Below are 26,584 nucleotides of genomic sequence, written 5' to 3'. Positions count from 1 at the left end.
GTCTCAGTCGCGCGCAGTGTCTCCTGCTGCGAGGCGTTCGGCGAGGGCCCGGCCCTTCGCCTGTGCCGTGTCCCGCAGAGCGGCGCGGTGCTCGTCGAGAGCGGCACGGAGGTCCGCGGCTGCAGGAGTATCGTTCCCGCCAGCCGGGGTGTCGTCCTCACCGGCCTGTGCACCGTTCGCGTGCGCCTCGCGATCTCCGGTCCCGCCGGCCGCGAGGATCCGCACCGCGAGCAGTCCCGCGTTCGCGGCGCCTCCTACGGACACGGTCGCGACGGGGACGCCGGACGGCATCTGGACGATCGACAGCAGCGAGTCCATCCCGTCGAGGTATTTCAGCGGCACCGGCACACCGATGACCGGCAGGGACGTGAGGGAGGCGAGCATGCCGGGCAGGTGGGCGGCACCGCCGGCACCGGCGATGATGACCTCGAGGCCGCGGTCGGCCGCCGTGCGGCCCCACTCCACCATCTCCTCCGGCATGCGGTGCGCGGACACGACCTCCGCGGTGAACGGGATGCCGAACTCCCGCAGCGAGTCCGCGGCCGCGGACATGGTGGGCCAGTCCGAATCCGAACCCATGACGATGCCGACCCGCGGCTGCGCCTGGGACCCCGCCGCCGAGGCGGTCGAGACGGATCCTGTCCCCGCGGCTGCCGTCGAACTCACCGACGTCCCCGCCGCCGAGGCTGCGGCTCCGGCAGCCGCACTCGCAGTGCCGCCCGTGTCCGTCTCACCTTCGGGGCCGAAGTCCGGGTGCGGGTTCGTGTCGACGCCTGCGATGAAGTCGGCGGCGTGGCGGGCTCGGGCGAGCAGCCGCTCCGCGCTGTCCGTCCCGGCCAGGTTCACGTGCCCCAGCTTGCGGCCGGGCCGCACCCCCTTGCCGTACATGTGCACCTTGACCGCGGGGTCGTGGGCGAGCACGTGGAGGTACGCGTGGTAGAGGTCGTCGCGGTCGGCACCCAGGACGTTCACCATCGCGGTGAGCGGCGCGGTCGCGGTCGGGTCGCCCAGCGGCAGATCGAGCACCGCCCGCAGGTGCTGCTCGAACTGGCTGGTGACAGAGCCGTCCTGCGTCCAGTGGCCCGTGTTGTGGGGGCGCATCGCGAGTTCGTTCACGAGGTAGCCACCAGGGACTTCGAACATCTCCATCGCCATGACGCCGGTGACGCCCAACTTCGTGGCGAGCGCGATGACGTCGCCCTGGATGCGTGCGGACAGCTCCGGCGCCAGGCCGGGGGCCGGTGCGATCGCTTCCTTGCACACGCCGTCCTGCTGGTAGGTCGCGACGACCGGCCACACTGCGGTCTGACCCGACGGGGAGCGGCCGACCATGACCGCCAGTTCACGGGTGAAGTCGACCTTCTCCTCCGCCAGCAGCGGGCCGGGGGCGTCGGCGAACCAGTCCGCGGCCTCGGCGGGGTCATGGATCACCCGGACACCGTGGCCGTCGTAGCCGCCGCGGGGAGTCTTGAGGATGAGGGGCAGGCCCAGGTCCTGCGCCGCGACCTCCAGGTCGGCGACGGAGGCCACTTCGGCCCACCGGGGGTTCGGCAGGCCCAGCTCGTCGATCCTCTTGCGCATGACCAGCTTGTCCTGCGCGTGGATGAGCGCGTCCGGACCGGGGTGGACGCTGTGTCCGGCGGCCCCGAGTGCCCGCAGGTGCTCCGGCGGCACGTGCTCGTGGTCGAAGGTGAGGACGTCGACGGTCCGCGCGAACGCCTCGAGGGTGTCCCAATCGCGGTAGTCGCCCACCGTGACGTTCGCGGACACCTGTGCGGCGGAGGCACCGTCGGCCTCGCTGAGGACATGGAAGGAGACGCCCAGCGCCTCCGCTGCTGGCGCCATCATCCTGGCGAGCTGTCCGCCGCCCACGACGCCGATCTTCGGGAAAGTCACGGGAGCCAGTCTATGCGCGCCGGACGGTGACGTGTTCAGCGGCGTGCTCAGCGGCCAGTATTCTGGCGCTCATGGGATTGGTGAAGGAGCTGCGGCGGGTCGGCAAGTTCTCCGCCGTCGGCGGCGTCGCCTTCCTCGTCGACATCGGTCTCTTCAATCTGCTGCGCCTGGATCCGGTGGGCATGGGCCCCATGTGGGCGAAGGTCCTGTCCGTCACGGCCGCGACGGCGGTGTCGTGGGTGGGGTCCCGCTACTGGACGTTCCGGGACGGGCGGACGAACACCCCCGTGCGCGAGGCGGTGGGATTCTTCGCCGTCAACGCCGTGGGCCTGCTCATCGCGCTGCTCTGCCTGTGGTTCTCCCACCACGTCCTGGGGCTCACGTCCGCGTTCGCGGACAACGTCTCCGGCAACGTGGTCGGCGTCCTGCTGGGCAACGTCTTCCGCTATCTCATGTACCGCCACGTCCTGTACCGCCCGAAGAAGGGCACACCGCCCACACCGAGGCGCGCGACGGTCGACCTCGAGGACCCCGCAGACGGCTGAGGCACCTCGGCTGAGGCGCCTCGGCAGACGACGTCTGAGGGTCGGCGTCCGCCGCGCTCACCCCGTGATGGTGAGCAGCGGGATCTCGAGTTCGTCCGCGGTCACTCCCCCGTGGTGGCCCACGAGTGCCAGTGCCGCGGGTGAGTCGTTCTCCGAATCGACGATCCCGAATCCGGGCTCCCCGATGACGACGAGGTCGCCGATCCGCGGCAGGTTCTTCTCGCGGACCGGACCGAAGAGACCGGCGGCGACGGCTTCGGCGCGGGTGAGGACCGTCCCCCGCGCGCCGACGAGGTCGCGGAACGCGGCGAGCGCGTCCGCCTCCGCCCCGGCGCGGGCGTAGAGGTGGGTGGCCCGCGGTTCCCCGCCGACCGCCCGCAGGAGGTCGCGCTGCGGGGTGTGTTCCGCGAGGTCGAGGCGGGATTCGTGCGGCACGTCGATCATCCCGTGGTCGGCCGTCACCGTCATGACCGCGTCACGCGGCAGGGAGGAGGCGAGCCGTCTCATGCTCCCGTCGATCGCTTCGAGCTCCTCCAGCCACTCCCACGCGTCGACGCCGTGGACGTGCCCGTTCTTGTCGAGCGCGCCCCAGTACAGGTAGACGACATGCCGGCCGGGGGAACGGAGTTCCTCGAGTGCGTGGTCGACCCTCTCGTCGAGCGTGCGAGAGCCGCGGAACCGCGCCCCCCGCATCGAGCCCCGGTTGAGTCCGCGGCCGTCGAACTTGGGCTCCCCCAGGTTCACGGCGTCGATCCCACCGGCGATGAGCCGGTCGAACAGGGTGGCGTCCGGCACCCACAGGCGCCCGTCGACGTGTTCGGAACCGGTGAGCTGGTTGAAGACCTCGTCCCGCTCCGGGTCCAGCAGCGTGTACCCCATCACCCCGTGAGCTCCCGGCAGCAGGCCGGTCGCCAGCGACGACAGGGAGTTCGCCGTGGTGGACGGGAATCCCGCGCTCAGCAGCGTCTCGTCCGGCAGCAGCGACCGGAGGAACGGCGCGTGCGCCGCCCGGCGGCGAAGCAGCCGGGACCCCAGCCCGTCGATGAGGACGACGACCGCGGTCCGGGCCTCAGAGTCCGGGCTGATGCGCCGGGCGCGGGCTGCGGCCTCGGGCGACAGGATGTCCTCCCCGCCCACCGCGAGCGCGGCGGCCGGGATCACGTCCGACAGCAGCGGCCCCGCGTAGTCGGGGGTGGGCACGCGCAGTGCTCCCGCCGCCCCACGACCCGCGCCGTCGACGGCCGGGCCTGCAGCCTCGACAGGATCTGAGCTCTCCACCATCGGCGGCTCAGCTCCGTCCGTGCGTGGCGGCGAATGTGGCCCTGCGAAGATCGAGTGCGAAGGTCTGGGCGCGCGTCACGGCCTCGGGCCCTTCAGCCAGCGCGGACACACGCAGGGTGAGGTCCTCGGACAGGAGGCTGCCGCCGTAGCCGTGGTCCGCGTCGCACTGCGGGTCGGTGCATGCTTCCGGGAATGTGTCGATCCGTGTCGTCGACCCCCAGCCCAGGGTGAGCGACACCTCGACGGGCTCCTGCCCCGGCTCGAAGTGTGCCGGCTTCTCGTAGGTGCGGCCGATGAGGACGGTGCGGATGTCTCCCAGCTCGATCGCCTCCGACGACGTTATCGCCCGCGGCGGCTGCCCCAGCGGGCGCGGGGCGGGATCGTCGTCGACGTGCGCGATGAGCAGGCGGGTGGGCGTGATCGCGAAGGCCGTCACGTGGCGGTGGATCGAGTCGAGGTCCACATGCGTGTCGATATGGACGAAGTGCGACTTGATGTCCTCGTCGAACAGGCTTTCGACGATCATGGTCCCGGCGAGCTGCGGATAATACCCGGCGGCCTGGAGTTCTGTGACGAGTTCATGGGGAATGGCCATGCGCACAGCATATGCGCCGTCCATCGCGCATATGCTCGTGACCATGACGCACTACCCCTCACACTGGGAGGCCGATGTCGTCCTCCGCGATGGCGGCACCGCCCACCTGCGACCGATCGTCCCGTCCGACTCCGACGCCCTGCAGCGGATGCACATGAGCCAGTCGCCGGAGTCCGTGTACCTCCGCTTCTTCGCCCCCATGCCGCAGATCCCCAAGAAGGACCTGGACCGGTTCGTCACCGTCGACTACCGGGACCGCGTCGCCTTCGTCCTCGTCGTGGGCGACGAGGTCATCGGGGTGGGTCGCTTCGACCGGATCGACCCGGAATCCGCCGAGGTCGCCTTCAACATCTCCGATTCGCACCAGGGCCGTGGCGTCGGTTCGATCCTCCTGGAGCACCTGGCCGTCGCCGCCCGCGAAGTCGGGATCAGCATCTTCACCGCCGAGGTGCTGCCCCAGAACCGCTCGATGCTGCAGGTGTTCGCCGCCGCGGGGTACGAGGTGTCCCGCGAGTTCGAGGACGGCGTCGTCGCCGTCCGCTTCGAGATCGATCCGACGGACCGCGCGATGCAGGTCATCGCGTCCCGGGAGCACCGTGCGGAGGCGCTGAGCGTCCGGTCGGTCCTCCACCCGTCGTCCGTCGTCGTCATCGGGGCCTCCCGCAAGCGGCACTCCACCGGTAACCTGCTGGTCCGCAACCTCACGTCCGCGGGCTTCCAGGGCACCCTCACCGTCGTCCACCCCGAGGCCGAGGCGATCGCCGGGGTGCAGACCGTCCGCAGCCTCGACGAGCTCACGGAGCCCGCGGACCTTGCCGTCATCGCGGTGCCCGCAGCTTCCGTGAGCGGCGTCGTCCGCGACTGTGCCGCCCACGGTGTCAAGGCAGTCGTCGTCATCTCCTCCGGCTTCGCCGAAGCCGGCCCGGAGGGCACCGTGCTGCAGCGCGAGGTCGTCGCCACCGCCCGTTCGCACGGCATGCGGGTCGTGGGTCCCAACAGCTTCGGCATCGCGAACACCGCCGAGGACGTCGCCCTGAACTCGTCCCTGTCCCCCTTCCTGCCGGAGCCGGGCAGCCTGGGCCTCTTCAGCCAGTCGGGTGCGCTGGGCACCGCACTGCTGGCACGGGCGACCCGCCTGGGCCTGGGGATCTCCACCTTCGTGTCCGCGGGGAACCGTGCGGACCTGTCCGGCAACGACCTCCTCCAGTACTGGGAGGAGGACCCGGCGACGAAGGCGGTGGGCCTCTACCTCGAGTCGATCGGCAACCCCCGCAAGTTCTCGCGCATCGCCCGCAGGGTGAGCCGCGTCAAGCCGGTCGTCGTCGTGAAGTCCGACCTCACAGGGCAGGAGCTGCCCCCGGGCCACGAGGTCCGCCTGTCCGGGCTGGAGGAGCGTGCCGGCGGCGCCCTCGACGAGGTCCTCGCCCAGTCCGGCATCATCCGCGCCGATTCGATCCGTCAGCTGTTCGACATCGCCCAGGTCCTCGCGAGCCAACCCCTCCCGACGGGCCGCAGGGTGGGGATCGTCGGCAATTCCGCGGCGATGGGCACGCTCCTCGTCCAGGCGGCGCGTGCGGAAGGGCTCGTCGTGAGCCGCGACCCGGTGTCACTCCACCCGGAGGTGCGGGCGGGCGAGTTCGGGGAGGCCCTCGAGGAGATGTTCGGCCACGACGACGTCGACTCCGTCATCGTGAGCTTCACCCCGTCCGCCGGTGCGTCGGAGCAGGAGATCGCCGAGGCGCTGTCCGAGCAGGCCGCGCAGGCCCGGCAGACGACCATCGCCTGCTTCTCCGGAGTCCAGGGTGTGCGCGACGAGCTGACGGCGTTCGTGCCCGGCGCGGAGGGCACCCCGGAGTCCCGCACCGTCCCCAGCTACTTCGGGCCCGAGGACGCCGTCACCGCTCTGGCGCGGACGACGGACTACGCGATGTGGCGCGGTGAGGACCACGGCAACTACCCGGAGCTCGGGAACATCGACCGGCGTGCGGCGCGGGAGGTCATCGACGAATCGCTCGACGCGATCGGCGACGGCGAAGCTGTCGTGCTCACCCCGTCGCGCACACGGAAGCTCCTGGAGGCGTACGGCATCTCCGTCCTCCCTCACATCACGACGTCGTCCGTCGATGAGGCGCTCGCTGCGGCCGAGGAGCTGGGCTACCCGGTGGCGCTCAAAGCGGTCCACACCCGCCTGCGGCACCGCATGGAATTGGGCGGTGTGCGGCTCAACATCGAATCGCCGGAGGAGCTGCGGGACGACTACGCGCAGATCCGGGACGTCATCGACGAGTTCACGACGGAGGGGCCCTACGAGATCGACGTCCAGCGGATGGCGCCCCCGGGCACGGCGTGCGTGGTGCGCGGCGGGGAGGACCCGCTCCTGGGCCCGGTCGTGTCCTTCTCCCTGTCCGGTGACACGACGGAACTGGTGGGCGACATCGCCCACCGCGTCGCACCACTCACCGACGTCGACGCTGCGGAGATGATCCGTTCCGTGAAGGCCGCACCCCGCCTGTTCGGCTACAAGGGGCTGCCCGTCATGAACGTCGCCCCCATCGAGGAGCTCCTCCTGCGGGTCTCCCAGCTGGTCGATGACTTCCCCGCCGTCGCGGACATCGCCATCCACCCTGTCGTCGCGACTCAGACGAAGGCGCACGTGCTGAGCATCCGCGTGGTCCTGCGGTCGTCCGTCGACCGGATCGACTCCGCGCGGCGCCGACTCGCGTGAGCGCCGTGAGTGCCATGCCGACCTGAGGGTGGCCTGAGGGCGATCCGGGCTGCGAGGCCCGTGAACACCTGTGTTCTGCGTCTCAGAACAGTAGCGTTAGGCTTGCCTCATCACACTTCTTTAGCGTACGTTTGAGTGACCGAATGAGAACAGGTGAGGCTTCCCTACCGGGTCGCCGGTTCTCGTATCGCCGAAGGAGGACCGATGAGCACGCTCGCCATGCACCCGTTGACGGGGACTGCGCCGACGGAGGCTGATCGCGCCCTGGCTCCGGCGATCCCGCGGCCCGCAGTCCGCACCGAGCACGCACCGCTGCGTGAGAACACGCGGAATGCGACGTTCCGCTTCGACACCAGTCCTCGCGTCCTCACCGTGGTCTCGACCCTCCGCCTGTCTGAAGCGCTCATGCGGATCCGTTTCCGCGCGGACGACGATTTCGCCGGCTTCCCCAGCATCAGCCCGGACGAGCACCTGAAGCTCTTCTTCGACATGGACGAGGACGGCATGCCTGTCCTGCCGACAATCGTCGACGGCCGCTTCGCGATCCGCGGGCTCACCCATCGTGACTTCACGATCCGCTGGTTCGACTCCGCGAACCGCACCCTGGACATCGATTTCGTCCTGCACACGCACGGTGTGGCCGGCCACTGGGCCGCCACCGCCGCCCCCGGCGACCGCCTGGGGTCGATGGGGCCTCGCAGCACCTACCTCGTGAAGGACACGTTCGACTGGTATGTGCTGGCGGCGGACGACACGGCCCTGCCGGCGCTGGCCCGCTGGGCAGAGACGCTTCCGAAGGGCACTGCCGCGACCGCGTTCATCGAAGTCGCCTCCCCCGCCTCGCAGATCCCGCTGCCCACTCGCGCGGACCTGACGGTCCACTGGCTGTACCGGGGCGACGCGCAGCCGGGCACGACGACGCTGCTGGCCGACGCGGTGATGGAGTACGACTTCACGAACCCCAACGGCTACGTCTGGGCCGCCGGTGAAGCGATGTCCATCAAGTCGCTGCGCTGCTACCTCACCTTCCGCACGCGCCTCACGCGTGACAACTGGACGGTCGACGGCTACTGGCGCCGTGGCGAAGCGGCGTTCGACCGCACACTGCGCGGGCGTGCCTGCCCGCAGTGCACCACCCCAGCAGCCTGACGAACGGATCCCGTTTCCGGAGGTTTCCACCGCCGACCCAGTCTCTGCAAGGCCTGCTCGTCAGCCCCCTCTGGCTGGTGGGCGGCGCGCTCATCGTCCTCGAGACCGTCTTCAACGTCGTGGCATTGGTGCTGGCACCCGTCGCCATCGTCCAGTCCCTCGGGACGGTGTCACTCGTCATCGCGGTGCTCCTCACCGCCCTCTCGGCGCGACAGTCGCCCTCGCCCGACACCTCTGCGACGAGCCCAGGACCCGTCACCCGCAGGTTACTGCTCGCCGTCACCCTCGTCGTCGCCTCCGTCACGGTGTTCGTCGTCGCGGCCTCACAGCACATGGAGGCATCCCCCGCCTCGGATCGGGCGGCTGCCGTCCTGGCCGGAGGCCTGATCGCGCTGTCCGCGGTCGGAGCCCTCGTCGCCCGCAGCCGCCTCGGGCACACGCCGCGTGTCCTCGCCGCCGGCGTCCTGTTCGGCGGTGTCGCCTCCGGCACACACGTGGTCGGCGTGCTGCTCCTCGCCGGTGACGGTCTCCCACCTGCGGCCTGGGCGGTCGGCACGGGACTGGCCCCGGCCTCGGCGGTGGGTGTCTGGCTCGTCCAGACCGCGTACGCCCGCGGTTCCGCGGCGTCGGTGCTTGCGGGACTCACCGTCGTCGACCCGATCACCGCAGTGCTGATCGGCGGGATGGTGCTGGGCGAATTCGGGACCGTCCCACCGGGTGCGCTCGCACTCCTCGCGCTGAGCGGAGCAGGAGCCCTGTGGGGCGTGACGCTCCTGGCAGAGAGCCGACCCGGCACCCGTCCGACCCCCACGTCCCCCGTTATGTCCGCTCCTGCCGATAACATGGAGGGCGCTCGCGGAGAAGGAGTTCCAGCACACCCATGACAATCGGCACGGCAGGTCAGATCGCAGACATCGACGTCTCCCAGGAGATGGAGACGTCGTTCCTCGAGTACGCGTACTCCGTCATCTATGCGCGCGCCCTGCCGGACGCCCGCGACGGGCTCAAACCCGTCCAGCGGCGCATCATCTACCAGATGGGCGAGATGGGGCTGCGCCCCGACCGCGGGCACGTGAAGTCGTCGCGCATCGTCGGCGACGTGATGGGCAAGCTCCACCCGCACGGAGACACCGCGATCTACGATGCGCTGGTGCGTCTGGCACAGGGCTTCAACCTCCGTCTCCCCCTGGTCGACGGCCACGGGAACTTCGGCAGCCTCGACGACGGGCCCGCCGCCCCGCGCTACACGGAAGCGCGTCTGGACACCGCCTCCATGGGAATGATCGCGGGACTCGACGAGAACGTCGTGGACTTCGTCCCCAACTACGACAGCACGCTCACGCAGCCGTCGGTCCTCCCCTCCGCGTTCCCCAACCTGCTCATCAACGGCACCTCCGGCATCGCGGTCGGCATGGCCACGAACATGGCGCCCCACAACCCGGGTGAGGTGATCTCCGCCGCGCAGCACCTCATCCGCCACCCGGACGCCACCCTCGACGAGATCATGCGGTTCATCCCCGGCCCGGACCTCCCGTCCGGTGGCCGCATCATCGGACTCGACGGAGTCCGTGAGGCGTATGAGACGGGCCGCGGCACGTTCCGCACCCGCGCCACCGTCGCGTTCGAGAACATCACCGCGCGCCGCCGTGGGATCATCGTCACCGAACTCCCCTACCTGGTGGGCCCGGAGAAGATCATCGAACGCGTCAAGGATCAGGTGCAGGCGAAGCGCCTCACCGGGATCGCATCCATCGACGACTTCTCCGACCGCAAGCACGGCATGCGCCTGGTCATCGGGGTCAAGACGGGCTTCGACCCGCAGGCCGTCCTGGAGGAGCTCTACCGACTGACCCCGATGGAGGACAGCTTCGGCATCAACAACGTGTGCCTGGTCGACGGCCAGCCGCGCACCCTGGGGCTGATGGACCTCCTCCAGGTCTACATCGACCACCGCATCGAGGTCGTCCGCAGGCGCACCCAGTTCCGGCTGGGGAAGGCGAAGGACCGACTCCACCTCGTCGAAGGTCTGCTCATCGCGATCCTCGACATCGACGAGGTCATCCAGCTCATCCGGACCTCCGATGACGCGGCGTCCGCCCGCACCCGCCTCATGGACGTGTTCGATCTGTCGGAGATCCAGGCGACGTACATCCTGGACCTCCAGCTGCGCAGGCTCACGAAGTTCTCCCGCATCGAACTCGAAGCGGAGCGCGACGAGCTGCGCGCCCTCATCGACGAGTTGGAGCGCCTGCTGGCCGATGAGGCGGAGCTGCGCGAACTCGTCGCGAAGGAGCTGGGTGATTTCGCGGATTCCCTGACCGACCCCCGCCGCACCGTCCTCGTCGAAGGCTCCCTCAAGGAGCTGTCCGCGAAGGGTCGCAAGGCGCAGAAGGCGCTCACAGTGACGGACGACCCGTGCTGGGTGCTGCTGTCGACCTCCGGACGTGCAGCCCGGACGACGGACCGTTCGCCCCTGTCCGTCGAAGGGCGCCGCGCCAGCCACGACGCGATCGTGTCGCAGCTCCCGTCGACCGCCCTGGGTCGCCTCGCGGTGCTCACGGACAAGGGTCGGATGGTCGCCCTCGACGTCGTCCACCTCCCCCACCTGCCCCCGCAGGCCACACGACCCGCTCTTGCGGGCGGCACACCGGTGAAGGACCTCATCGACCTGGAGAAGGGCGAGAAGGCGCTCGCACTCATCGATCCGGACCGTGACATCCTCCTGGGCACACGGGGCGGCATCGTCAAGCGGGTGTCCGGTCAGGGCGCACCGAACGGGCGCACCGAATGGGAGGCCGTGACGCTCAAGGGCAAGGACGTCGTCGTGGGCGCCGCGCAGGCACCCGCGGGAACGGACCTCGACACGCTGGACGCCGCCTTCATCACGTCGAACGCACAGCTGCTCCACTTCCCCGTGTCGATCCTGCGTGCGCAGGGGTGGGCTGCCGGCGGTGTCGCCGGCGTGCGGCTCTCCGATGATGCGCACGTCATCGCGTTCTCACTCGTCGACCCCCAGGGCGAAAACCGTGTCGTGACGATCGCGAAGGGCGAGAACTTCTACGGCGACCCGGTGTCGTCGATCAAGATGTCCGATTTCACGGACTTCCCGGCGAAGGGGCGGGCGACCGGCGGTGTCCGCGCGCACCGCTTCCTCACCGGGGAGGCGGAGCTCGCACTGGGCTTCGTCGGGCCCACGCCCCAGGCCGCCTCCGCAGGAGGCGGCGCCCGGAGTCTGCCTGAGACCCTGTCGAAGCGGGACGCCTCCGGTGTTCCCCTCGACGCGAAGATCGACGCGATCGGCACCCTGCCGTACGTGACCACGGACGCCGAGGCCACAGACGCGACCGGGGGCGCGGCCAGTCCGGGCAGCGCCGGGAGTGCTGGTCCAGGCAACGGGGGCGACGCCGGTCCGGGCGGTACGGGCGACGCCAGTGCCGCGGACGCTCAGGGCTCCGGCCGTGCAGGCGCCTCGGAAGCAGCGGTGGCCGGTCTCGCGTCCGGAACCCTGCCCGGCATGGAAGGCGATGCCGCCTCGAGCGCGGCAGACGAAGCCGCCCGGGAGGCGCTGCGCGAGGAGATCGCCCGCACACGTCCGAAGGACGACGATGCCGCAGTCATCGTGTCCCACGACGACGAGGATGACGACGGCGCCGCGCTGTTCTGAGCCGAGCGACCCTGTGGGCGCGGTGTCGGAGCAGGCCGCCCTCCGTCGGGCCCTGGTTGTCAGGTGGGCCCTGCCTCCCAGGCGAGCCCTCCCTCTCAGGTGATGTCTTCGGACGTGATCGTCGGTGCGGTGAGCCGGTGCATCTCCACGACCCCGATCTCTCCCAGACCCTGCAGGTTGAGGTCACGCCGGTTGTCGAACCCGAACATGTCGTCGCGCTCGATGATGCGTGCGGTCTCGGTGTCCGTCACCACGGTGCCTGGGTCCGCGACCGCAGTGAGACGCGCCGCCAGGTTCACGGTGGTCCCGAAGATGTCGCCCATCCGCGACAGCACCCGCCCCCACGAATAGCCCACGCGGCAGCGGGGCAGCGACCCGTCCTTCTTCACCTGCTCCAGCAGCGTCATCGCGATCTCCGCACCGGCCAGCGGTGTCTCCGCGGCGAAGAACACTTCGTCGCCGACGGTCTTGATGACCTTCCCGCCGCCCGCGGCAACGATGTTGTAGGCGAGGAACTGGAAGCGCTTCACCAGCCGGCTGAGCTCACGCGAGTCCAGCTGCTGCGACAGGCGGGTATACGAGACCAGGTCGATGAACCCGATCCCGCGGGCCAGCGGCATCGTCGGGTCCTGTCCGCGCGATGCGCCGCCGATCTCCAGGGTCTCCTCCACGTTCACGTTGAGACGCCCCAGCGCACCGGCGAGGTTGCGGCGCCACGCGTAGACCATGAGGTCCTGCAGCGGATCGATGATGTCCTCGAAGACGTCGAGGGAGGCACGCCGCGCCTCGCTGTCGCTCAGCCCCTTCTCCTCGATGAGGTACTCGACCATCGCCTCCATCTGCCAGACGACCAGCCTGTCGGTCATCTGTCCGATCGCACGCGACATCTGGAGCGCGGTTTCCTCATCGACGAGCCCACTCGACACCAGATCCGCGACCCTGCGCAGCGGTGCCGCATCGCTGACGGTGAAGGCCGCTTCGCCTTCGGGGATGAGAGGCTGGCCCAGCGCACGCCACAGCTTCCGGGCGGACAGGGTGGACACCTCTGCCAGCTGGGCGACCTCCTTGCGGGTGAGCACCCGCTTGCCGCCGATCAGCACCTCCTCGAGGTGCTGCGCGGCGGTCCGCAGCTCGTAGATCGTGTTCTCCGCGGCCGTGGATTCCTTCTCCGACAGAGCAGCGTGGAGGTCGATCTCCGGCATCGGCCCCGTCCGGGGGTCGTCAGACAGCCGCAGGGAGAACTCACTGCGTGCCGCATCCGACAGTGGAGCGCCGTCCGCTTCCTCTGTGGCGGCCTCGGCGGAGGCAGCGTCCGCTTCCGCCGTGGCTGCTTCTGTCGAGGTGGCGTCCGCGACGGTGCCCGGGTCGTCGTCCGGTGGGTCGATGTCGGAGAAGTCATCTCCCCCGCCCGCCCACGGCTCGCCCGCGTCTGCATCTGCCGCCGAGGTCGCAGCCGGCTCCGTGCCCCTCGCCCGGTCCTCGCCCGCCGCCTGTTCCTGCCCCGTGGCACCGCGAGCCCCCGGAACAGCATCTCGTCCTCCGGCAGCGTCTCGTCCTCCGGAAGCACCGCGTCTCGCAGCAGCACCTGTCCCCGCAGCAGCAGCTGTCCCCGCAGCAGCACCGGCACTCGAGGCCGCGCTTGTTCCTGAGATCGAGCCTGCCCCCGAGGCCGCGCCTGCTCCTGTGCCAGCACCCGGTCCGGCGACGGCACCTGCTCCGGCGACGGCACCCGGTCCGGCGCCCGCGCCCTGTCCTGCGCCCGCGCCCTTCTCCGCCGTCGGCTCATCATCTGTCGCAGTGTGTTCCGGGATGATCGGCAGCGCCGTGACCGGTGGTGATCCGGCTTCAGCGACGACCGGTGGCAGCTGCTGCGTGCTCTGCACATCCGAACCGCCGGGTTCCGCCGGACTCCCGTCCCGCTTCCATGCGGCAGGGTCCGCCGCGTCCGCCCAGCGCACCGACCCCGTCCACGTCGCAGGTCTGTCGGCCTTCACAGGCGGTGTCCTTCTCTGAGTGGTTCGGTGGTCTTCTGCGCGGTTCTCATCCGCGCTCATACGGGCCTCACGTGGACGACGTCGCCGGCGGCCACACGGACCGTGTCCTGCGGGTCCGTCACACCGTCGGGGCGCACAAGGAGGTTCGCGTGCTCATCGAGATCCACGGCCGTGCCGACCAGTTCGTCCCCACCGGGGAGGTGCACGCGGACGGCGGCGCCCAGAGTGACTATGGCGGCCCGGGCCTCGGCGGCGGTCGTCCCGTCTGTGAAGGCGGAGCCTTCTGCAAAGACCGCGGTGACGGTCCTGCGGAGGTGGCCGACCAGTGAACCCAGCAGCGCGCTCCGGTCGACCTGTCCATCTTCGAGGAGGACCGAGGTCGCGGCGCCCTCCGGCACCCCACCCTCACTCAGGTCCTCCGCCGTGAGTGCCACGTTCACACCGGTGCCGACGACCACCGTCATCCCGCCGTCGTGGGCGACGACGCGGGCGAGGATCCCGCAGATCTTCCGCCCGTCGACCAGGACGTCGTTCGGCCATTTGAGCTGGGAGTCGACCCCGGCCTCGGCGAGCGCTGCCCGAACGGCCAAACCGGTGACGACGGGGAGCCAGCCCAGCGCGGAAGCGGGGGTGCCGACCGGGACGCGGACGGGGACGGAGCAGGTGAGGGCACGGCCGGGCGGGACGGTCCACGTGCGATCCAGACGGCCGCGGCCTGCGGTCTGATGGTCGGTGCCCACGACGGCGAAGTCGGGGACGTCCACGCCGGATTCGAGGAGTGCGACCAGGCGGTCGTTCGTCGACGAGGTCTCAGAGGTCCACTCGTGGATCACCGGCGCCGGGTGCAGATTTGTACCGGCCCGTAGCGCTGCGCTCGCGTCCTTCGGCTCGCCCGCGTACGGGTTCGACGGCGCGCCACGGGCACCCTCCCACGATTCGAGAGGGCCCGTGGACGAAGCGCGTACCGGCCCGTCACTGTGCACCACATCACCCTATGACCTTTGGCGACTCCTTACAACGACCGACCACGGGCACTGCGGTCATCGTCAGGCGGCGTCCGGGCATCGTAGGGTGTGGGCCATGAGCCAGACCACGGAATCGCAGTCCCCCGACAGCCGTGTCCCGCGCACCACCGCGGAACGCATCGCCGCGTTCGAGGAGCGTCGCGCCGCCGCGCACACCGGCAACGAGCGCAGCGTCGCGAACCAGCGGAAGAAGGGCAAGCAGACTGCACGCGAACGCATCGACCAGCTGCTGGACGAAGGGTCGTTCCAGGAGGTCGACGAATTCGTCCGCCACCACAACACGCACTTCGGGATGATGAAGAACCGCCCGGACGGCGACGGCGTGGTGTGCGGCCTCGGCACGATCGAGGGGCGCACGGTCGCGGTCTTCGCACACGACTTCACGGTGCTGGGCGGTTCCCTGGCGGAGGCGAACGGTCGGAAGATCGTCAAGGTGCAGGAGCTCGCGCTCAAGCTGGGCTGCCCGATCATCGGCATCAACGACTCGGGCGGCGCGCGCATCCAGGAGGGCGTGGGCTCGATCGCCCTGTTCGCGGAGATCTTCCGCCTCAACGTCGCGTCCTCCGGCGTCATCCCGCAGATCTCGCTCATCATGGGCCCGTCGGCCGGCGGCGCGGTGTACTCCCCCGCGCTCACGGATGTGACGATCATGGTCGACGGGACGTCGCACATGTACATCACCGGCCCGGACGTCATCAAGACCGTGACCGGCGAGAACGTGGGTCATGAGGAGCTGGGCGGCGGGCGCACCAACAATACGGTCACCGGCAACGCTCACTACCTCGCGGAGGACGAATCGGACGCGATCGACTACGTCCGCGACCTGCTGTCGTACCTGCCGCAGAACAGCATGGACCCGGTGCCGCGCTATGAGGACCCGGCGAACCTCGACGAGTCCGACGACGACCGCGCGCTGGACACCCTCGTCCCGGATTCCGCGTCGCAGCCGTACGACATCCTGTCCGTCGTGGAGACGGTGCTCGATCCGGACACCCTCCTGCAGGTGTCGGAGCTGTTCGCCCCGAACGTCGTCACCGCTTTCGGACGCGTAGAGGGCCGCAGTGTCGGCATCATCGCGAACCAGCCGATGCAGCTGGCGGGCACGCTCGACATCGACGCGTCGGAGAAGGCGGCCCGCTTCGTCCGGCTGTGCGACGCGTTCAACCTCCCGATCCTCACGTTCGTCGACGTCCCGGGGTTCCTGCCGGGCACCGACCAGGAGTTCGGCGGCATCATCCGCCGCGGCGCCAAGCTCATCTACGCGTACGGAGAGGCGACCGTCCCGCTCGTCACCCTCATCACCCGCAAGGCGTACGGCGGCGCCTACTGCGTGATGGGCTCGAAGCAGCTGGGCGCGGACATCAACCTCGCGTGGCCGTCCGCGCAGATCGCTGTGATGGGCGCGCAGGGGGCCGCGAACATCGTCTACCGGCGCGAGCTCAAGTCGGTGGAGGAGTCCGGCGGTGACGTCGATGCCCGCCGCGCGGAGCTCATCCAGGAGTACGAGGACGAACTGCTGAACCCCTACCTCGCCGCGGAAGAGGGCTACATCGACGCCGTCATCCGCCCCTCGGAGACCCGCTCCCGCATCATCCGGTCGTTGCGCGCGCTCGCGAACAAGCACGTCGACCAGCCTGCCCGCAAGCACGGGAACATCCCGCTGTGAGCCCGTCGGACGCACAGGGCCGCGAGCTCCTCACCCCGGAGACGGAACGCGCCCTCGCTCGGCAGGCCGCCGTCGCCGCGCTCACCGCGGTCGGTCAGTTCCACACCGCCGCCGAGGCCGAAGCCGGTCCCAGCGGTGCGGTCGGCGCCGGAGACGGGGACGGCTCCGGAGGCGGGGTCGGCTCCAGTGGTGGGGTCGGCTCCAGTGGTGGTGCTGGCGCCGCATCCGACAGTCGGATCGGGCGACCCGTGGGGTTCGCCTCCCCCGCGCGCGCCCTGCGACGCAGTGTCCGCGGGAGCTGGGCCGCGCGCGGCTGAGCCTGCCTGGACGCTAGAACACCTGACCCGGCCCGGGTAACCCCCGCCCCCCGACCTGCCCGGTCAGCCACGCGCCCGAGCTTGCCCGGTTGGCTATGCGGCTGGCCCCGTCCGGTTGGCCTTGCGCCTGAGCCTGCCCGGCTGGCCACGCGTCTGAGCCTGCCCGGCTGGCCACGCGTCTGAGCCTGCCCGGTTGGCCATGCGTCTGAGTCTGCCCGGCTGGCCACGCGTCTGAGCCACCCTCCGAATGGCCTTCTCGGGATGGTCGCGCACCCGCCGCTGCATGGAAGCACGAGGCCCACCTGGGACGACACTTTCAGTAAGCCGTTTCTCGTAGTTATGTCCGTGCCTCCTAATAGCGTGTAGAACATCGATGGGGAATGCCTCATCTGGAACGTGAAGGGCCACGTCGAACGTTCTGCGAGGGAGGGACGATGACAGACACGGTCAGTGGAAGCACTCCGAACGAGGATGCTCGTCCCTCTCGCCCTGTCCGGCAGCTGCTCACTGTCACAGAAGTGCGTGCCGCGATTGCCCACGTCGCTTCGGGAGCGTTCGGGGCGGTGGAGCCCGCCCGGGATTTCTGGGATTCCGAGTCTTCTCCAGTTTCCCAGGCTTCCGGAGGTTCCGGTTCGAGTGGAGATTTCGGGGAGCCCAGAGCTTCTGCCCACCCCGTTCCCCCACGTGACGCGGACGATTCGTTCACCTCAGCCGGACTGCTGGAGCAGTGGGCCACCTGCGCCGAACAATTGGACCGCCTCCGTGCGCACGAGACGGCTCGGCTTGCCGCATTCGCCCTCTCGCGAGTACTGAACCGGCGAGGCGGCGAGCAGGAGCTCGAAGAGTTCCTCACCGCGCGGGATGCGTTCAACGAACCGTCGCAGAACTCCCCCGGTGCCGCCCAGGGAGTGGACGGGCGGTGCACCGACCCACGGATCTCGGCCCGTGCACGCGAACTCATCGCCCCCGAAGACGCGATCGTGATCGCCGTGAAGCTGAAGAAGTCCCGACTGGAGACGGCGCGGCGCGTGACGGCCGCCGCGGTCGTGGCCTTTCTCGGCCTGCACAATCTGCTGGCCTCCGCTGTTCAGGGCCGCGTCGCGATGGAACGTGTGACACGCCTGAGTTTCCGGATCGATGATGCGTTCCTCCCCTTGTCGGAGGTGCAGGCACTCGACCGGCACCTCGATGCCCTCAGCCCTGATATCTCCATGGACCAGTACGAGAAGCAGGCACGGATGCACATCCGGATGCTGGACCCGCTGCCCCAGGACCCTGATGCACCGCGCAAGAAGCGGTGCGTGCGTCTCGAACGCTGTGACGACGACTCCGCGATCCTCACGATGATCGGCCCGGTCGACGTGATCGAGGCACTCTTCCAGCGGCTTCGCGCCATGGCGCGGGCCATCCGGCGCCACGAACTGGGAGCACTCGGGCTGAGCAGGGACGGCGTGCCCGTGGACGCCGATGATCTGTCCGGCAGGCTCGTCGAAGACCGACGCATCGCAGAATTGATGTTCGATCTGCTGGCGGCGGCACGACCTCAGACACAGGTGCGCGTGAGGTCACGCCGCACCACAGACACCACAGACACCACTGATCTTGGCCGCGCAGGTGGCACCGCTGCAGGTTCCGACTCCTCGAAGCGCGGCCTCGCAGACTGCGACTCTGCGGAAAGTGCGCCTGCGAAGCGTGACCTCACAGACCTCGACCCGGCGGTGAACGGCCCGGTTGAACGCGAACTGGTCGGTGCTTCGGCCGCTGACCACACCAGCACAGGCCCGCTGCCCGATGACGCTGTCGTGGATGTCCTGTGCCCCACCGACGGCTCGTGGCTGCGCAAGCAGGCCGCGGTGACGATCACCGTGCCCCTCACCACTGTCATGGGATTGGATGAGCACCCCGGCCGCATCAACGGCGACGTTCCACTCTCCGCGCCGCGGTGCAGGGAAGCAGCCTCGCATTCGACGTCCTGGTACCGGGTCCTCACCGATCCCGCGACCAGTATCGTCACCGACCACATCGCGCAGACCTATGAACCCACAGCGGCGATGCGCAGAACCATCCGCCAGAAATGGCGAACCTGCACAGTGCCCGGCTGCAGCCAACCGGCCGAATGGTGCGAGATCGAGCACTGCTGCAGCTTCTCGAAACGGGATCCTCGCACAGGTGGTCAAACCGTGATGGAGAACCTGCATCCCATGTGCAAGCACCACCACCAGCTGAAGACGATGGGCGTCATTCGGCTCAAACGGTTGAGCAGAGACGACGTCGCATGGGTTCTGCCGATGGGAGTCGCCGCGACGACCTCACCGCCACCGCTTGCACGTGGCACGGACACTCACACGACCGGTGAGCTGCTCCACCGTGCGCAGACGCTGTCCGACCTGCCGGTCGACGACGTGTACGAAGGACCCGATCTGTTCTCCACCGTGGTCGAGTCGGAAGACGACTCCGATGAGGCACCGCCGTTCTGACGATGGCCCCCGAACCACGTCAGCTCGGCACGGTCCTCACCGGGCCGAGCTTGATCGGCGCAGTCCCCGTCGAACCGAGTCAGACCGGTGAGGTCCTCGCCAGACCGGACAGACCGGTGAGGCCCCGCCGGACCAGTCAGACCGGTGAGGTCCTCGCCAGACCAGTCAGACTGTCCCGCGTCTCCCCGCGTGACGGCCGTGGACTGCGAAGTAGAGCATCGCGGATAGCACGACCAGGCCGGAACAGGTCCAGAACATCGGCGAGTACCCGACCCTCCCCGCGATGACGCCCAACACGACCGGGCCGATCCCCGTGCCCACGTCGAGCATCAGGAAGAACGTCGAGGTTGCGACACCCACTCGGGCACTCGGGGTGCGTGAGATGAGGATCGCTTGCAGGGACGGCAGGAGACAGCCGAACCCCAGCCCGGTGAGCACACCCGCGAGCCAGAAGGCCCAGTGGGTCTGGGCCTCGGCGACGACCGCCATACCCGCGAAGAAGACGACGAAGACCGGGACGAGGACGACGTTGTCGCCCCACCGGTCCTGGATGCGCCCCGCGAAGAGACGAGCAGCGAGCGACCCGATGGCGAAGAAGACGAAATAGGTGCCCGCAGCACCCGGCACCCCGACGGATGTCGTGTAGACAGCGAGGTATGCGAGCACCGCCGAATACGCCATCCCGCCGAGCCCCATGACAGCACCGGGCTTCAGTGCGCCCGGGTCGACGAAGCTCGCCGGGTGGAACGACCGGAGTGCAGTCCTCTCGTCAGCACTCAGCGTGCGTTCCGGCACCGCGAAAAGCAGAGCCGCCACCATCGCGACGAAGCCGCACACGGATGCAGCCCAGAACAGGAACGCGAAACCGAACTCGACGCTCAGCCACACTCCCAGCAGCGGCCCGACCGCCGTCGCCAGAGTCGTCGCGGTGCCGAAGTAGCCGTTGCCCTCCGCACGCCGCCAGGGCGGTATGACGGACTGGATGGACGCGACGAGCGAGGTGTTCCCCATACCGAACGCGAAGCCGTGGACAAGTCGCAGAGCGATGAGGAGGGCGAAACCGTCGATCGGGATGTAGGCGGCGCCCGCGAGGACGAAGACCGCCATGCTCGCGACCAGCATTCGCCGCCGGCCCACCACGTCGAGGAACTTCCCCGCAAGGATCCTTCCGACCACAGCACCGATGATGAAGCTCGAGGAGGCGAGCCCCGCGCCGGTCTCCGATGCGGCGAACCGGTCGACGGCGTACATCGCCATGGTCGTCATGAGGAGGTAGAACACCGTCGACATGAAGAGGTTGACGATGATTCCGACGACGAAGGTCTTCGTCCACAGTCGCTGATCAGTCACTCGGAACAGTGTATGGGGCTGCTCGCGGTCATCATCGGTCGGCTCTGGGCTCGGCGGGGGTCGCGGAGTCGTGGTACCCCGTCGCGGCGACCCTCACCGTATGGCGGGCGCACCTTCGCAACGACCCTCACCGTCTGCCGGGCGCACCTTCGCGGCCCGCGCGCGGGAAACGCCCGTGCACCAGCGCATACCACCCGCCGGCGAGCGCGATGAGTACCGCACACAGAAGGTAGAGCGCTTCGAACCCCCACGCTCCTGCGGCGGCGCCCAGCACGATCGCCCCGAGTCCCAGCCCCAGGTCCATGCTCAGCAGATACGTCGACGTGACGAGCCCCACCCGTGACAGACCAGCCGTCCGCACTGCGATCGCCATCGCGCAGGTGATGAGGGACCCATACCCGAAGCCGGCGAGCAGCCCTGCGATCGCCAGGCCCCACACCGTCGGCCAGACCGCGACGATCACACACGACAGTGCGAACGTGATGAACAGGGGGTAGAGGACGACATTGTCGCCGTGGTGGTCCTGCACCCGGCCGATCGTCAGGCGTGCGGTGAGAGACGACACCGCGAAGCCCAGGAAGTACAGGGGTGACGCGGACGAAGAGGCGCCGACGGCCTCGGTGGCGAGAGCGACATGAGTGGCAAGGAATGCGAGGACCGCCGAATACGCGGCCCCCGTCAAGAAGATGACGACGCCCATGCGGAAGCCTTCCGCATCGACGAAAGTGCGGGGGCTCAACGACAGGGCGTTGCGCAGCTGCGCTGCGGTGAGCCTGTGCTCGGGCAGCCGGAGGAAGGGCAGTCCGATCAGCGCGATGAGGGAGAAGGCCAGGGACACCCCGAAGAGGACGCCGTAGCCCCATTCCTCAACGGTGGTCACCGCGATGAGCGGGCCGAACGCGGACGCGAGCGTCATCGACGCGGCGAAGTACCCGCTGCCCTCCGACCTGCGCGCCGACGGGATGAGGTCCTGCGCCGCGGCGTTCAACGTCGTATGGCCCGCGCCGAACATCATCCCGTGCGCCAACCGCGACAGGATGAAGAGGGACAGGGAATCGACGAAGAAGTAGGCGATGGACACCACGACGGCCAGCACCAGGCTGACCGTCAGGAGTCGACGTCGTCCCACGACGTCCAGCAGTTTGCCCGCCATCGGGCGTGTGAGGACGGACCCCAGGACGAACGCGGTCGACGCAAATCCCGCAGCGGTCTCTCCCGCGGCGAAGCGCAGCACGGCATAGCCGACCATCGATGTGACGAGCAGGTAGAAGACGAACGCCAGGAAGACGCTGATGCTGAGAGCGACGATGAAGTCCTTGTTCCACAGTCGCCGCTGCGACATGCTCCTCCTTGGGAATCGGATGAACGCGTGAGGATCGGACGCCGGGCGGGGCGTCGGGTGCCGACCGAGCGTCACGTGACGGGCGCGGCACCGACCCAGAACATTACTGAACGGACGATCAGTGCTGTTGGAGTGATGCTATCCCACGTCATCGGACCACACGCGCGTATCAGCGGACCACACGCGCGTAGAGGAGCATGTCCCGCCGCTGACCGCCAATCCACTGGTGGCTGCGCATGAGGCCCTCCCTCACATAGCCGGCAGCCTCGGCTGTTCGCGCCGACGCGCTGTTCCACGGTTCGATGCAGAGTTCGATCCGGTGCAGGCCGGGAAGCTCAGCTGCGAATCCGGTGAGGACAGACAGGGCATCCGCGGCCAGCCCCCGCCCGCGGTACGGCGGCGCGACGGCGTAGCCGGCGCTGGCACGACCGTTCGACAGCTCCCGCAACCACACTCCGCAGTTGCCGACAGGTGTGTCCGACCCCGTGTCGACGATGGTGAAAGAGAACCCGGCTCCCCGTTCCACGCTGCTGCGCTGGTGGTCGACCCATTCACGGGCCTGGGCGTCCGTCGCGTTGGGCGGCAGCGATCCGATACGGGGAATGTACGGGTCCCCGGACAGGATCTGAGCCAAGCGGATGTCGCGTTCGTCCGCCCGCCGCAGGTGCACACGCTCGCCCGTGAGCGGATGCTCCGGCCACGACAGTGATGGCGCGGCCGCTGAACCCTGCGACTGTGGCGCGGGCTCCGGCTGCGGCTCAGGCTCAGACCGTGGCTGCAGCCCCGGCTGTGGCTGTGGCTCCGGCTGTGACAGCGACGATGACGGCATAACCCCTATGGTCGCCGCTGCGCGCCTGTCCGTCACGGACCCGTGGCGTGAGTCACCCGCGGATGATGTGATGGTCCCATGCGCACAACGCCCCCGTTCGATGCAGTCATCTTCGACATGGACGGTGTCGTCACCGACACCGCCTCCCTCCACGCCGCCTCCTGGAAGACACTGTTCGACACGGCCCTCACCGACCCCGCCGTCCTCGAGGCAGCCCGCCACCACGCCGCCGAAGCCCCCGTTCCTCCCGCAGGCCACGAGGGCGCCGAAGCAGCCCGTCTCGCCGAGGCCCCCTCGGCCGCCGCGCGAACCGCGCCCTCCGACACAGCACTATCCGAAGCCGCACCTTCCGGCGCCGCACCGTCCGAGGCAGCACCGTCCGAGGCCGCTCCTTCCGACGCAGCACCTTCCGACGCCTCACTCTTCGACACCTCTCCGTTCGACGCCGTCGCGGACTATCGCGCGTATCTGGACGGGCGGCCCCGCGAGGACGGGGTGCGCACCTTCCTCGCCGCGCGCGGGATCGTCCTTCCGGAGGGCTCGGAGGACGATCCGGCCGGCACCCCCACTGTCACCGGATTGGCGGCTGCGAAGAACGCCGCGTTCGCCCGTGAACTCGATGCGGCCGGTCTCACCCTGTTCGGCGGCACCGTCGATCTGCTGCACCGGCTGCGTGCCGGGGGAATCGCCACAGGTCTCGTGACGGCCAGCCGCAACGGCAGAACCCTCCTGAACACCGCGGGGATCCTCGACCTCTTCGACGTCATCGTCGACGGAGAGACGACCCGGAGCCTCGAGCTGCCGGGGAAGCCGGAACCGGACACGTTCCTGGAAGCGGCACGGCGCCTCGGCGTCGCACCCGACCGGTGTGCGGTGCTGGAGGATGCGATCTCAGGAGTCCGGGCGGCCTCGGCGGGGGGCTTCGGCCACGTGGTCGGCATCGACCGCAGCGGGGAGCGCGACCGGCTCGCCGCCGCCGGAGCCCACGTGGTCGTGGGCGACGTGCACGAGCTCGACCTGGGCGACCGCCGCGACCTGCCCCGCACTCTCCGGTACATCGGGACGGACGACGCCCACGAAGGCAGGCGCGCCGCCCTCACGACGGTGGCGAACGGCTACCTGTCGGTCCGGGGAACCGCGCCCGAGGCCCCCACCGGCACCCGCGCCTCCCCCGGCTCGTATATGGCCGGCGTCGTCAACCGGCTCACCAGCACGGTGCAGGGGCGCACCCTCGAACACGAATCGATGGTCAACCTGCCCCACTGGTGCCTCCTGGACGTGCGGTTCGACGACGGGGAATGGTGGTCCGCCGGCGGTCTCACCCTCGACGCGGAAGAGCGCATTCTCGACATGGATGCCGGCGTCCTCACCCGCACGGCCCGCCTCATCGACGGCGAGGGACGCGCACTGCGGATCCGTCAGAAGCGGCTCGTGTCGATGGACAGGCAGCACGTCGCCGCGCTGCTCACCCGCGTGGAGATCGAAGGCGAGCGAGTCGATCGCGCGGGACCCGCGAAGAGTGCGGGGGCGGGCTCCGGGGCCGGGGCGGACTCCGGGGCACGCTCAGAGGAGGGCTCAGGGGCAAGCGCGGGGGTGGACTCCGGGGCAAGCGCGGGGGCGAGCCCAACGATCATCGTCCGGACGGGGATCGACGCACGGGTCGTCAACGACAATGTGGCGGAGTACGAGCAGCTCGCCAACCGACACGTGGACACCCGGCATGCGCGTGTCCTCGACGACGGGACCGTCCTGTGCGAAGTCGCGACGACACAGAGTCGCGTGCGCATCGGATTCGCCCAGCGGACGACCGTCACGGAACCAACCCGCGCGACGCCGCACATCGTCGATGACCATGCCGGCAGGCAGGCGGTCCTGCTCGACCACACGATCGGTCTGGACCCCGGCACCCCCGTCGACATCGACACCCTCACGGCGGCGGTGAATTCGCGCGACCCGGCACTCAGCTCCGTGCGCGGCGGTGCGATACAACAGCTCGACTGGATCGAGGAGAGAGGGTTTGCCGACCTCCTGCCGGGACACCGCGCAGCACTGTCCCGGCTGTGGGACCGCTTCGGCGTCCGCGTGACGGTGCGGGCCGCAGATGCTGAGCCGGCGGGAGACACGGCACCGTCGGGAGACATCGCACCGCCAAGAGACACGGCACCGGCGGGAGACGACGGACCGTCGGGAACCACAACGTGGTCAAGCGACACAGAACCGCCGGGAGCCTCGAAGTCGACAAGAGCCTCAGAGCCCTCGCGGGACACCCAGACGCAGCTCATGGTGGATCTCCACACCTTCCACTTGATGCAGGCAATGTCCCACCACACGACGTTCATCGATGCGGGTACGACCGCGCGGGGCCTCACCGGTGAGGGGTACCGCGGGCACGTGTTCTGGGATGAGGTGTTCGTCCTGCCGCTGCTGATCCTCCGCCTGCCGGAGATCTCCGAAGCGCTCCTCCTCTACCGCTGGCGCAGGCTCGACGCGGCGCGTCAGATCGCCCGGGAAGCCGGGTTCGCCGGTGCGCGGTTCCCCTGGCAATCCGGGTCCGACGGGCGCGAGGAGACCCCCATCGAACTGTGGAACCCCCGGTCCTCCCGCTGGATGCCGGACCATTCCCGGCTCCAGTTCCATGTGGGACTCGCGATCGCGTTCAACGCGTGGCAGCACTACCGGTCGACGGCAGAGACGACGTGGCTCGCGGAGCAGGGCGGTGAGCTCCTCATCGAGATCGTCCGCCTGTTCGCGTCGATGGCCGATTACGACGCGGCCGAGGACCGCTACCACATTCGGGGCGTCATGGGCCCGGACGAGTTCCACGACGGGTACCCGGACGCACCCGGCACCGGGGTCGACGACAACGCGTACACGAACGTCATGGTCGCCTGGGCGGCACGTCACGCGGTGCGGATCTTCGAGGTCCTCTCCAGCCACGAGGCGGACGAGCTGGTCTTCCGGCTGGGCATCCGGCCTGAGGAGCCGGCGCAATGGGAGCACCTTGCCGCACGCCTGTTCGTGCCATTCGGGGACAACGGGCTCATCAGCCAGTTCGCCGGATACGACGAGCTGACCGAACTCGACTGGGAGGCGTATCGCCGCCGCTACGGGAACATCGGACGGATGGACCTCATCCTCGAATCCGAGGACGACACGACCAACCGCTACAAGCTGTCCAAACAGGCGGACGTCACGATGCTGTTCTTCCTGCTGGGCACCGAAGGGGTCGTGCGGGAGCTGCACCGGATGGGCTACGCCTACACGTTCGCGCAGGTCGAGCAGACCATCGACTACTACGTGGCCCGCTCCACCGACGGCTCCAGTCTGTCCCGCGTCGTCAACGCGGGTGTGCTCGCGATGATCGGGCATCCGGACGCGTGGGACCACTGGCAGCAGGCGCTGCGGATCGACCTCGACGACACCCAGTGGGGGTCGACGGCGGAGGGCATCCACCTGGGTGCGATGGCCGGCACCGTCGAAGTGGTGGTCCGCGCGTTCGCGGGCGTCGTCATCCGCTACGACCGGATCGAGTTCCACCCCCGCCTGCCCCGGCAGCTGGAAGACGTGCGCTTCCGCGTCCTCTTCCAGGGGCAAGTGGTCGACGTTCAGCTGAGCCACACGGAACTCGTCCTCGTCTCCCGCTCGCACGAGACGCGCAGCATCCAGGTCCGCGTCGCCGGCAGCGACCGCCGGCTGGAGGGTGGCGCCCGGCTGCGCTTCCCCCTGTGA

Annotated in this window: 17 protein-coding genes; 9 read left to right on the top strand and 8 right to left on the bottom strand. The window is 69.3% G+C overall.

What is annotated here, in order from left to right; genetic code table 11:
* Positions 1–3 precede the first annotated feature (3 nt).
* On the bottom strand, positions 4–1,896 hold the full coding sequence (locus tag JFC09_RS16950) for a 5-(carboxyamino)imidazole ribonucleotide synthase (RefSeq protein WP_198394646.1): 1,893 nt from the start codon (positions 1,894–1,896) through the stop codon (positions 4–6).
* Positions 1,897–1,967: 71 nt separating this feature from the next.
* Between JFC09_RS16950 and JFC09_RS13945 the strand changes: the two genes are divergently transcribed.
* Positions 1,968–2,441, top strand: coding sequence for a GtrA family protein (locus JFC09_RS13945; RefSeq protein WP_198394645.1), 474 nt, complete (start codon positions 1,968–1,970; stop codon positions 2,439–2,441).
* Positions 2,442–2,498: 57 nt separating this feature from the next.
* On the opposite strand, the gene JFC09_RS13940 is transcribed toward JFC09_RS13945, so the two are convergent.
* Positions 2,499–3,722 carry an alkaline phosphatase family protein gene (locus JFC09_RS13940; protein WP_198394644.1) on the bottom strand — a complete coding sequence of 408 codons (1,224 nt, stop codon included), beginning with the start codon at positions 3,720–3,722 and terminating at the stop codon, positions 2,499–2,501.
* A 7-nt stretch (positions 3,723–3,729) separates the two neighbouring features.
* Positions 3,730–4,317: a DUF5998 family protein gene (locus JFC09_RS13935; RefSeq protein ID WP_198394643.1), complete on the bottom strand. Its 588-nt coding sequence runs from the start codon at positions 4,315–4,317 to the stop codon at positions 3,730–3,732.
* Positions 4,318–4,360: 43 nt separating this feature from the next.
* On the opposite strand from JFC09_RS13935, the gene JFC09_RS13930 reads away from it, so the two are divergent.
* From JFC09_RS13930 to JFC09_RS13915, 4 genes are all read left to right on the top strand, one after another.
* Positions 4,361–7,042, top strand: coding sequence for a bifunctional acetate--CoA ligase family protein/GNAT family N-acetyltransferase (locus tag JFC09_RS13930; RefSeq protein WP_198394642.1), 2,682 nt, complete (start codon positions 4,361–4,363; stop codon positions 7,040–7,042).
* Positions 7,043–7,246: 204 nt separating this feature from the next.
* Entirely contained in the window at positions 7,247–8,191 is a 945-nt protein-coding gene (locus JFC09_RS13925) for a siderophore-interacting protein (RefSeq protein WP_198394641.1), read from the top strand.
* A gap of 77 nt (positions 8,192–8,268) precedes the next feature.
* Positions 8,269–9,075 carry a hypothetical protein gene (locus JFC09_RS13920; RefSeq protein ID WP_198394640.1) on the top strand — a complete coding sequence of 269 codons (807 nt, stop codon included), beginning with the start codon at positions 8,269–8,271 and terminating at the stop codon, positions 9,073–9,075.
* Positions 9,072–11,855 carry a DNA gyrase/topoisomerase IV subunit A gene (locus tag JFC09_RS13915; protein WP_198394639.1) on the top strand — a complete coding sequence of 928 codons (2,784 nt, stop codon included), beginning with the start codon at positions 9,072–9,074 and terminating at the stop codon, positions 11,853–11,855. Before JFC09_RS13920 ends, JFC09_RS13915 begins: the two co-directional genes overlap by 4 nt.
* 95 nt (positions 11,856–11,950) lie before the next feature.
* On the opposite strand, the gene JFC09_RS16945 is transcribed toward JFC09_RS13915, so the two are convergent.
* Together JFC09_RS16945 and JFC09_RS13905 are read right to left on the bottom strand one after the other, a co-directional pair.
* Entirely contained in the window at positions 11,951–13,849 is a 1,899-nt protein-coding gene (locus tag JFC09_RS16945) for an adenylate/guanylate cyclase domain-containing protein (protein WP_198394638.1), read from the bottom strand.
* A 56-nt stretch (positions 13,850–13,905) separates the two neighbouring features.
* A complete protein-coding gene (locus tag JFC09_RS13905) occupies positions 13,906–14,835 on the bottom strand; it encodes a biotin--[acetyl-CoA-carboxylase] ligase (RefSeq protein WP_198394637.1) in 930 nt (309 codons plus the stop codon).
* 94 nt (positions 14,836–14,929) lie between these two features.
* Between JFC09_RS13905 and JFC09_RS13900 the strand changes: the two genes are divergently transcribed.
* The 3 genes from JFC09_RS13900 to JFC09_RS13890 all read left to right on the top strand — a co-directional run bounded on the left by JFC09_RS13900 (position 14,930) and on the right by JFC09_RS13890 (position 19,334).
* Positions 14,930–16,540, top strand: coding sequence for an acyl-CoA carboxylase subunit beta (locus JFC09_RS13900; RefSeq protein ID WP_198394636.1), 1,611 nt, complete (start codon positions 14,930–14,932; stop codon positions 16,538–16,540).
* A complete protein-coding gene (locus JFC09_RS13895) occupies positions 16,537–16,857 on the top strand; it encodes a hypothetical protein (RefSeq protein ID WP_198394635.1) in 321 nt (106 codons plus the stop codon). Before JFC09_RS13900 ends, JFC09_RS13895 begins: the two co-directional genes overlap by 4 nt.
* Before the next feature lie 749 nt (positions 16,858–17,606).
* Entirely contained in the window at positions 17,607–19,334 is a 1,728-nt protein-coding gene (locus tag JFC09_RS13890) for an HNH endonuclease signature motif containing protein (RefSeq protein WP_198394634.1), read from the top strand.
* A 165-nt stretch (positions 19,335–19,499) separates the two neighbouring features.
* On the opposite strand, the gene JFC09_RS13885 is transcribed toward JFC09_RS13890, so the two are convergent.
* From JFC09_RS13885 to JFC09_RS13875, 3 genes are all read right to left on the bottom strand, one after another.
* Positions 19,500–20,684, bottom strand: coding sequence for an MFS transporter (locus JFC09_RS13885; RefSeq protein WP_198394633.1), 1,185 nt, complete (start codon positions 20,682–20,684; stop codon positions 19,500–19,502).
* A gap of 127 nt (positions 20,685–20,811) precedes the next feature.
* A complete protein-coding gene (locus tag JFC09_RS13880; protein ID WP_198394632.1) occupies positions 20,812–22,026 on the bottom strand; it encodes an MFS transporter in 1,215 nt (404 codons plus the stop codon).
* A gap of 169 nt (positions 22,027–22,195) precedes the next feature.
* Positions 22,196–22,855, bottom strand: coding sequence for a GNAT family N-acetyltransferase (locus tag JFC09_RS13875; RefSeq protein ID WP_198394631.1), 660 nt, complete (start codon positions 22,853–22,855; stop codon positions 22,196–22,198).
* Between the two features lie 78 nt (positions 22,856–22,933).
* Between JFC09_RS13875 and JFC09_RS13870 the strand changes: the two genes are divergently transcribed.
* Positions 22,934–26,584 (top strand): HAD-IA family hydrolase, encoded by a 3,651-nt coding sequence (locus JFC09_RS13870; RefSeq protein ID WP_198394630.1) that lies wholly within the window; start codon positions 22,934–22,936, stop codon positions 26,582–26,584.

This window comes from Brevibacterium yomogidense, assembly GCF_016107685.1.
GTDB classification, from domain to species: Bacteria; Actinomycetota; Actinomycetes; order Actinomycetales; family Brevibacteriaceae; genus Brevibacterium; species Brevibacterium yomogidense.
This window is presented reverse-complemented; position numbering and strand designations above follow the sequence as displayed.

Bases quoted from the DNA above. Each gene is read 5' to 3' on its own strand.
- JFC09_RS13880 (WP_198394632.1), bottom strand. From the start codon at position 22,026: ATGTCGCAGCGGCGACTGTGGAACAAGGACTTCATCGTCGCTCTCAGC.
- JFC09_RS13925 (WP_198394641.1), top strand. From the start codon at position 7,247: ATGAGCACGCTCGCCATGCACCCGTTGACGGGGACTGCGCCGACGGAG.
- JFC09_RS13915 (WP_198394639.1), top strand. From the start codon at position 9,072: ATGACAATCGGCACGGCAGGTCAGATCGCAGACATCGACGTCTCCCAG.
- JFC09_RS13870 (WP_198394630.1), top strand. From the start codon at position 22,934: ATGCGCACAACGCCCCCGTTCGATGCAGTCATCTTCGACATGGACGGT.
- JFC09_RS13940 (WP_198394644.1), bottom strand. From the start codon at position 3,722: ATGGTGGAGAGCTCAGATCCTGTCGAGGCTGCAGGCCCGGCCGTCGAC.
- JFC09_RS13900 (WP_198394636.1), top strand. From the start codon at position 14,930: ATGAGCCAGACCACGGAATCGCAGTCCCCCGACAGCCGTGTCCCGCGC.
- JFC09_RS13945 (WP_198394645.1), top strand. From the start codon at position 1,968: ATGGGATTGGTGAAGGAGCTGCGGCGGGTCGGCAAGTTCTCCGCCGTC.
- JFC09_RS13875 (WP_198394631.1), bottom strand. From the start codon at position 22,855: ATGCCGTCATCGTCGCTGTCACAGCCGGAGCCACAGCCACAGCCGGGG.
- JFC09_RS13930 (WP_198394642.1), top strand. From the start codon at position 4,361: ATGACGCACTACCCCTCACACTGGGAGGCCGATGTCGTCCTCCGCGAT.
- JFC09_RS13935 (WP_198394643.1), bottom strand. From the start codon at position 4,317: ATGGCCATTCCCCATGAACTCGTCACAGAACTCCAGGCCGCCGGGTAT.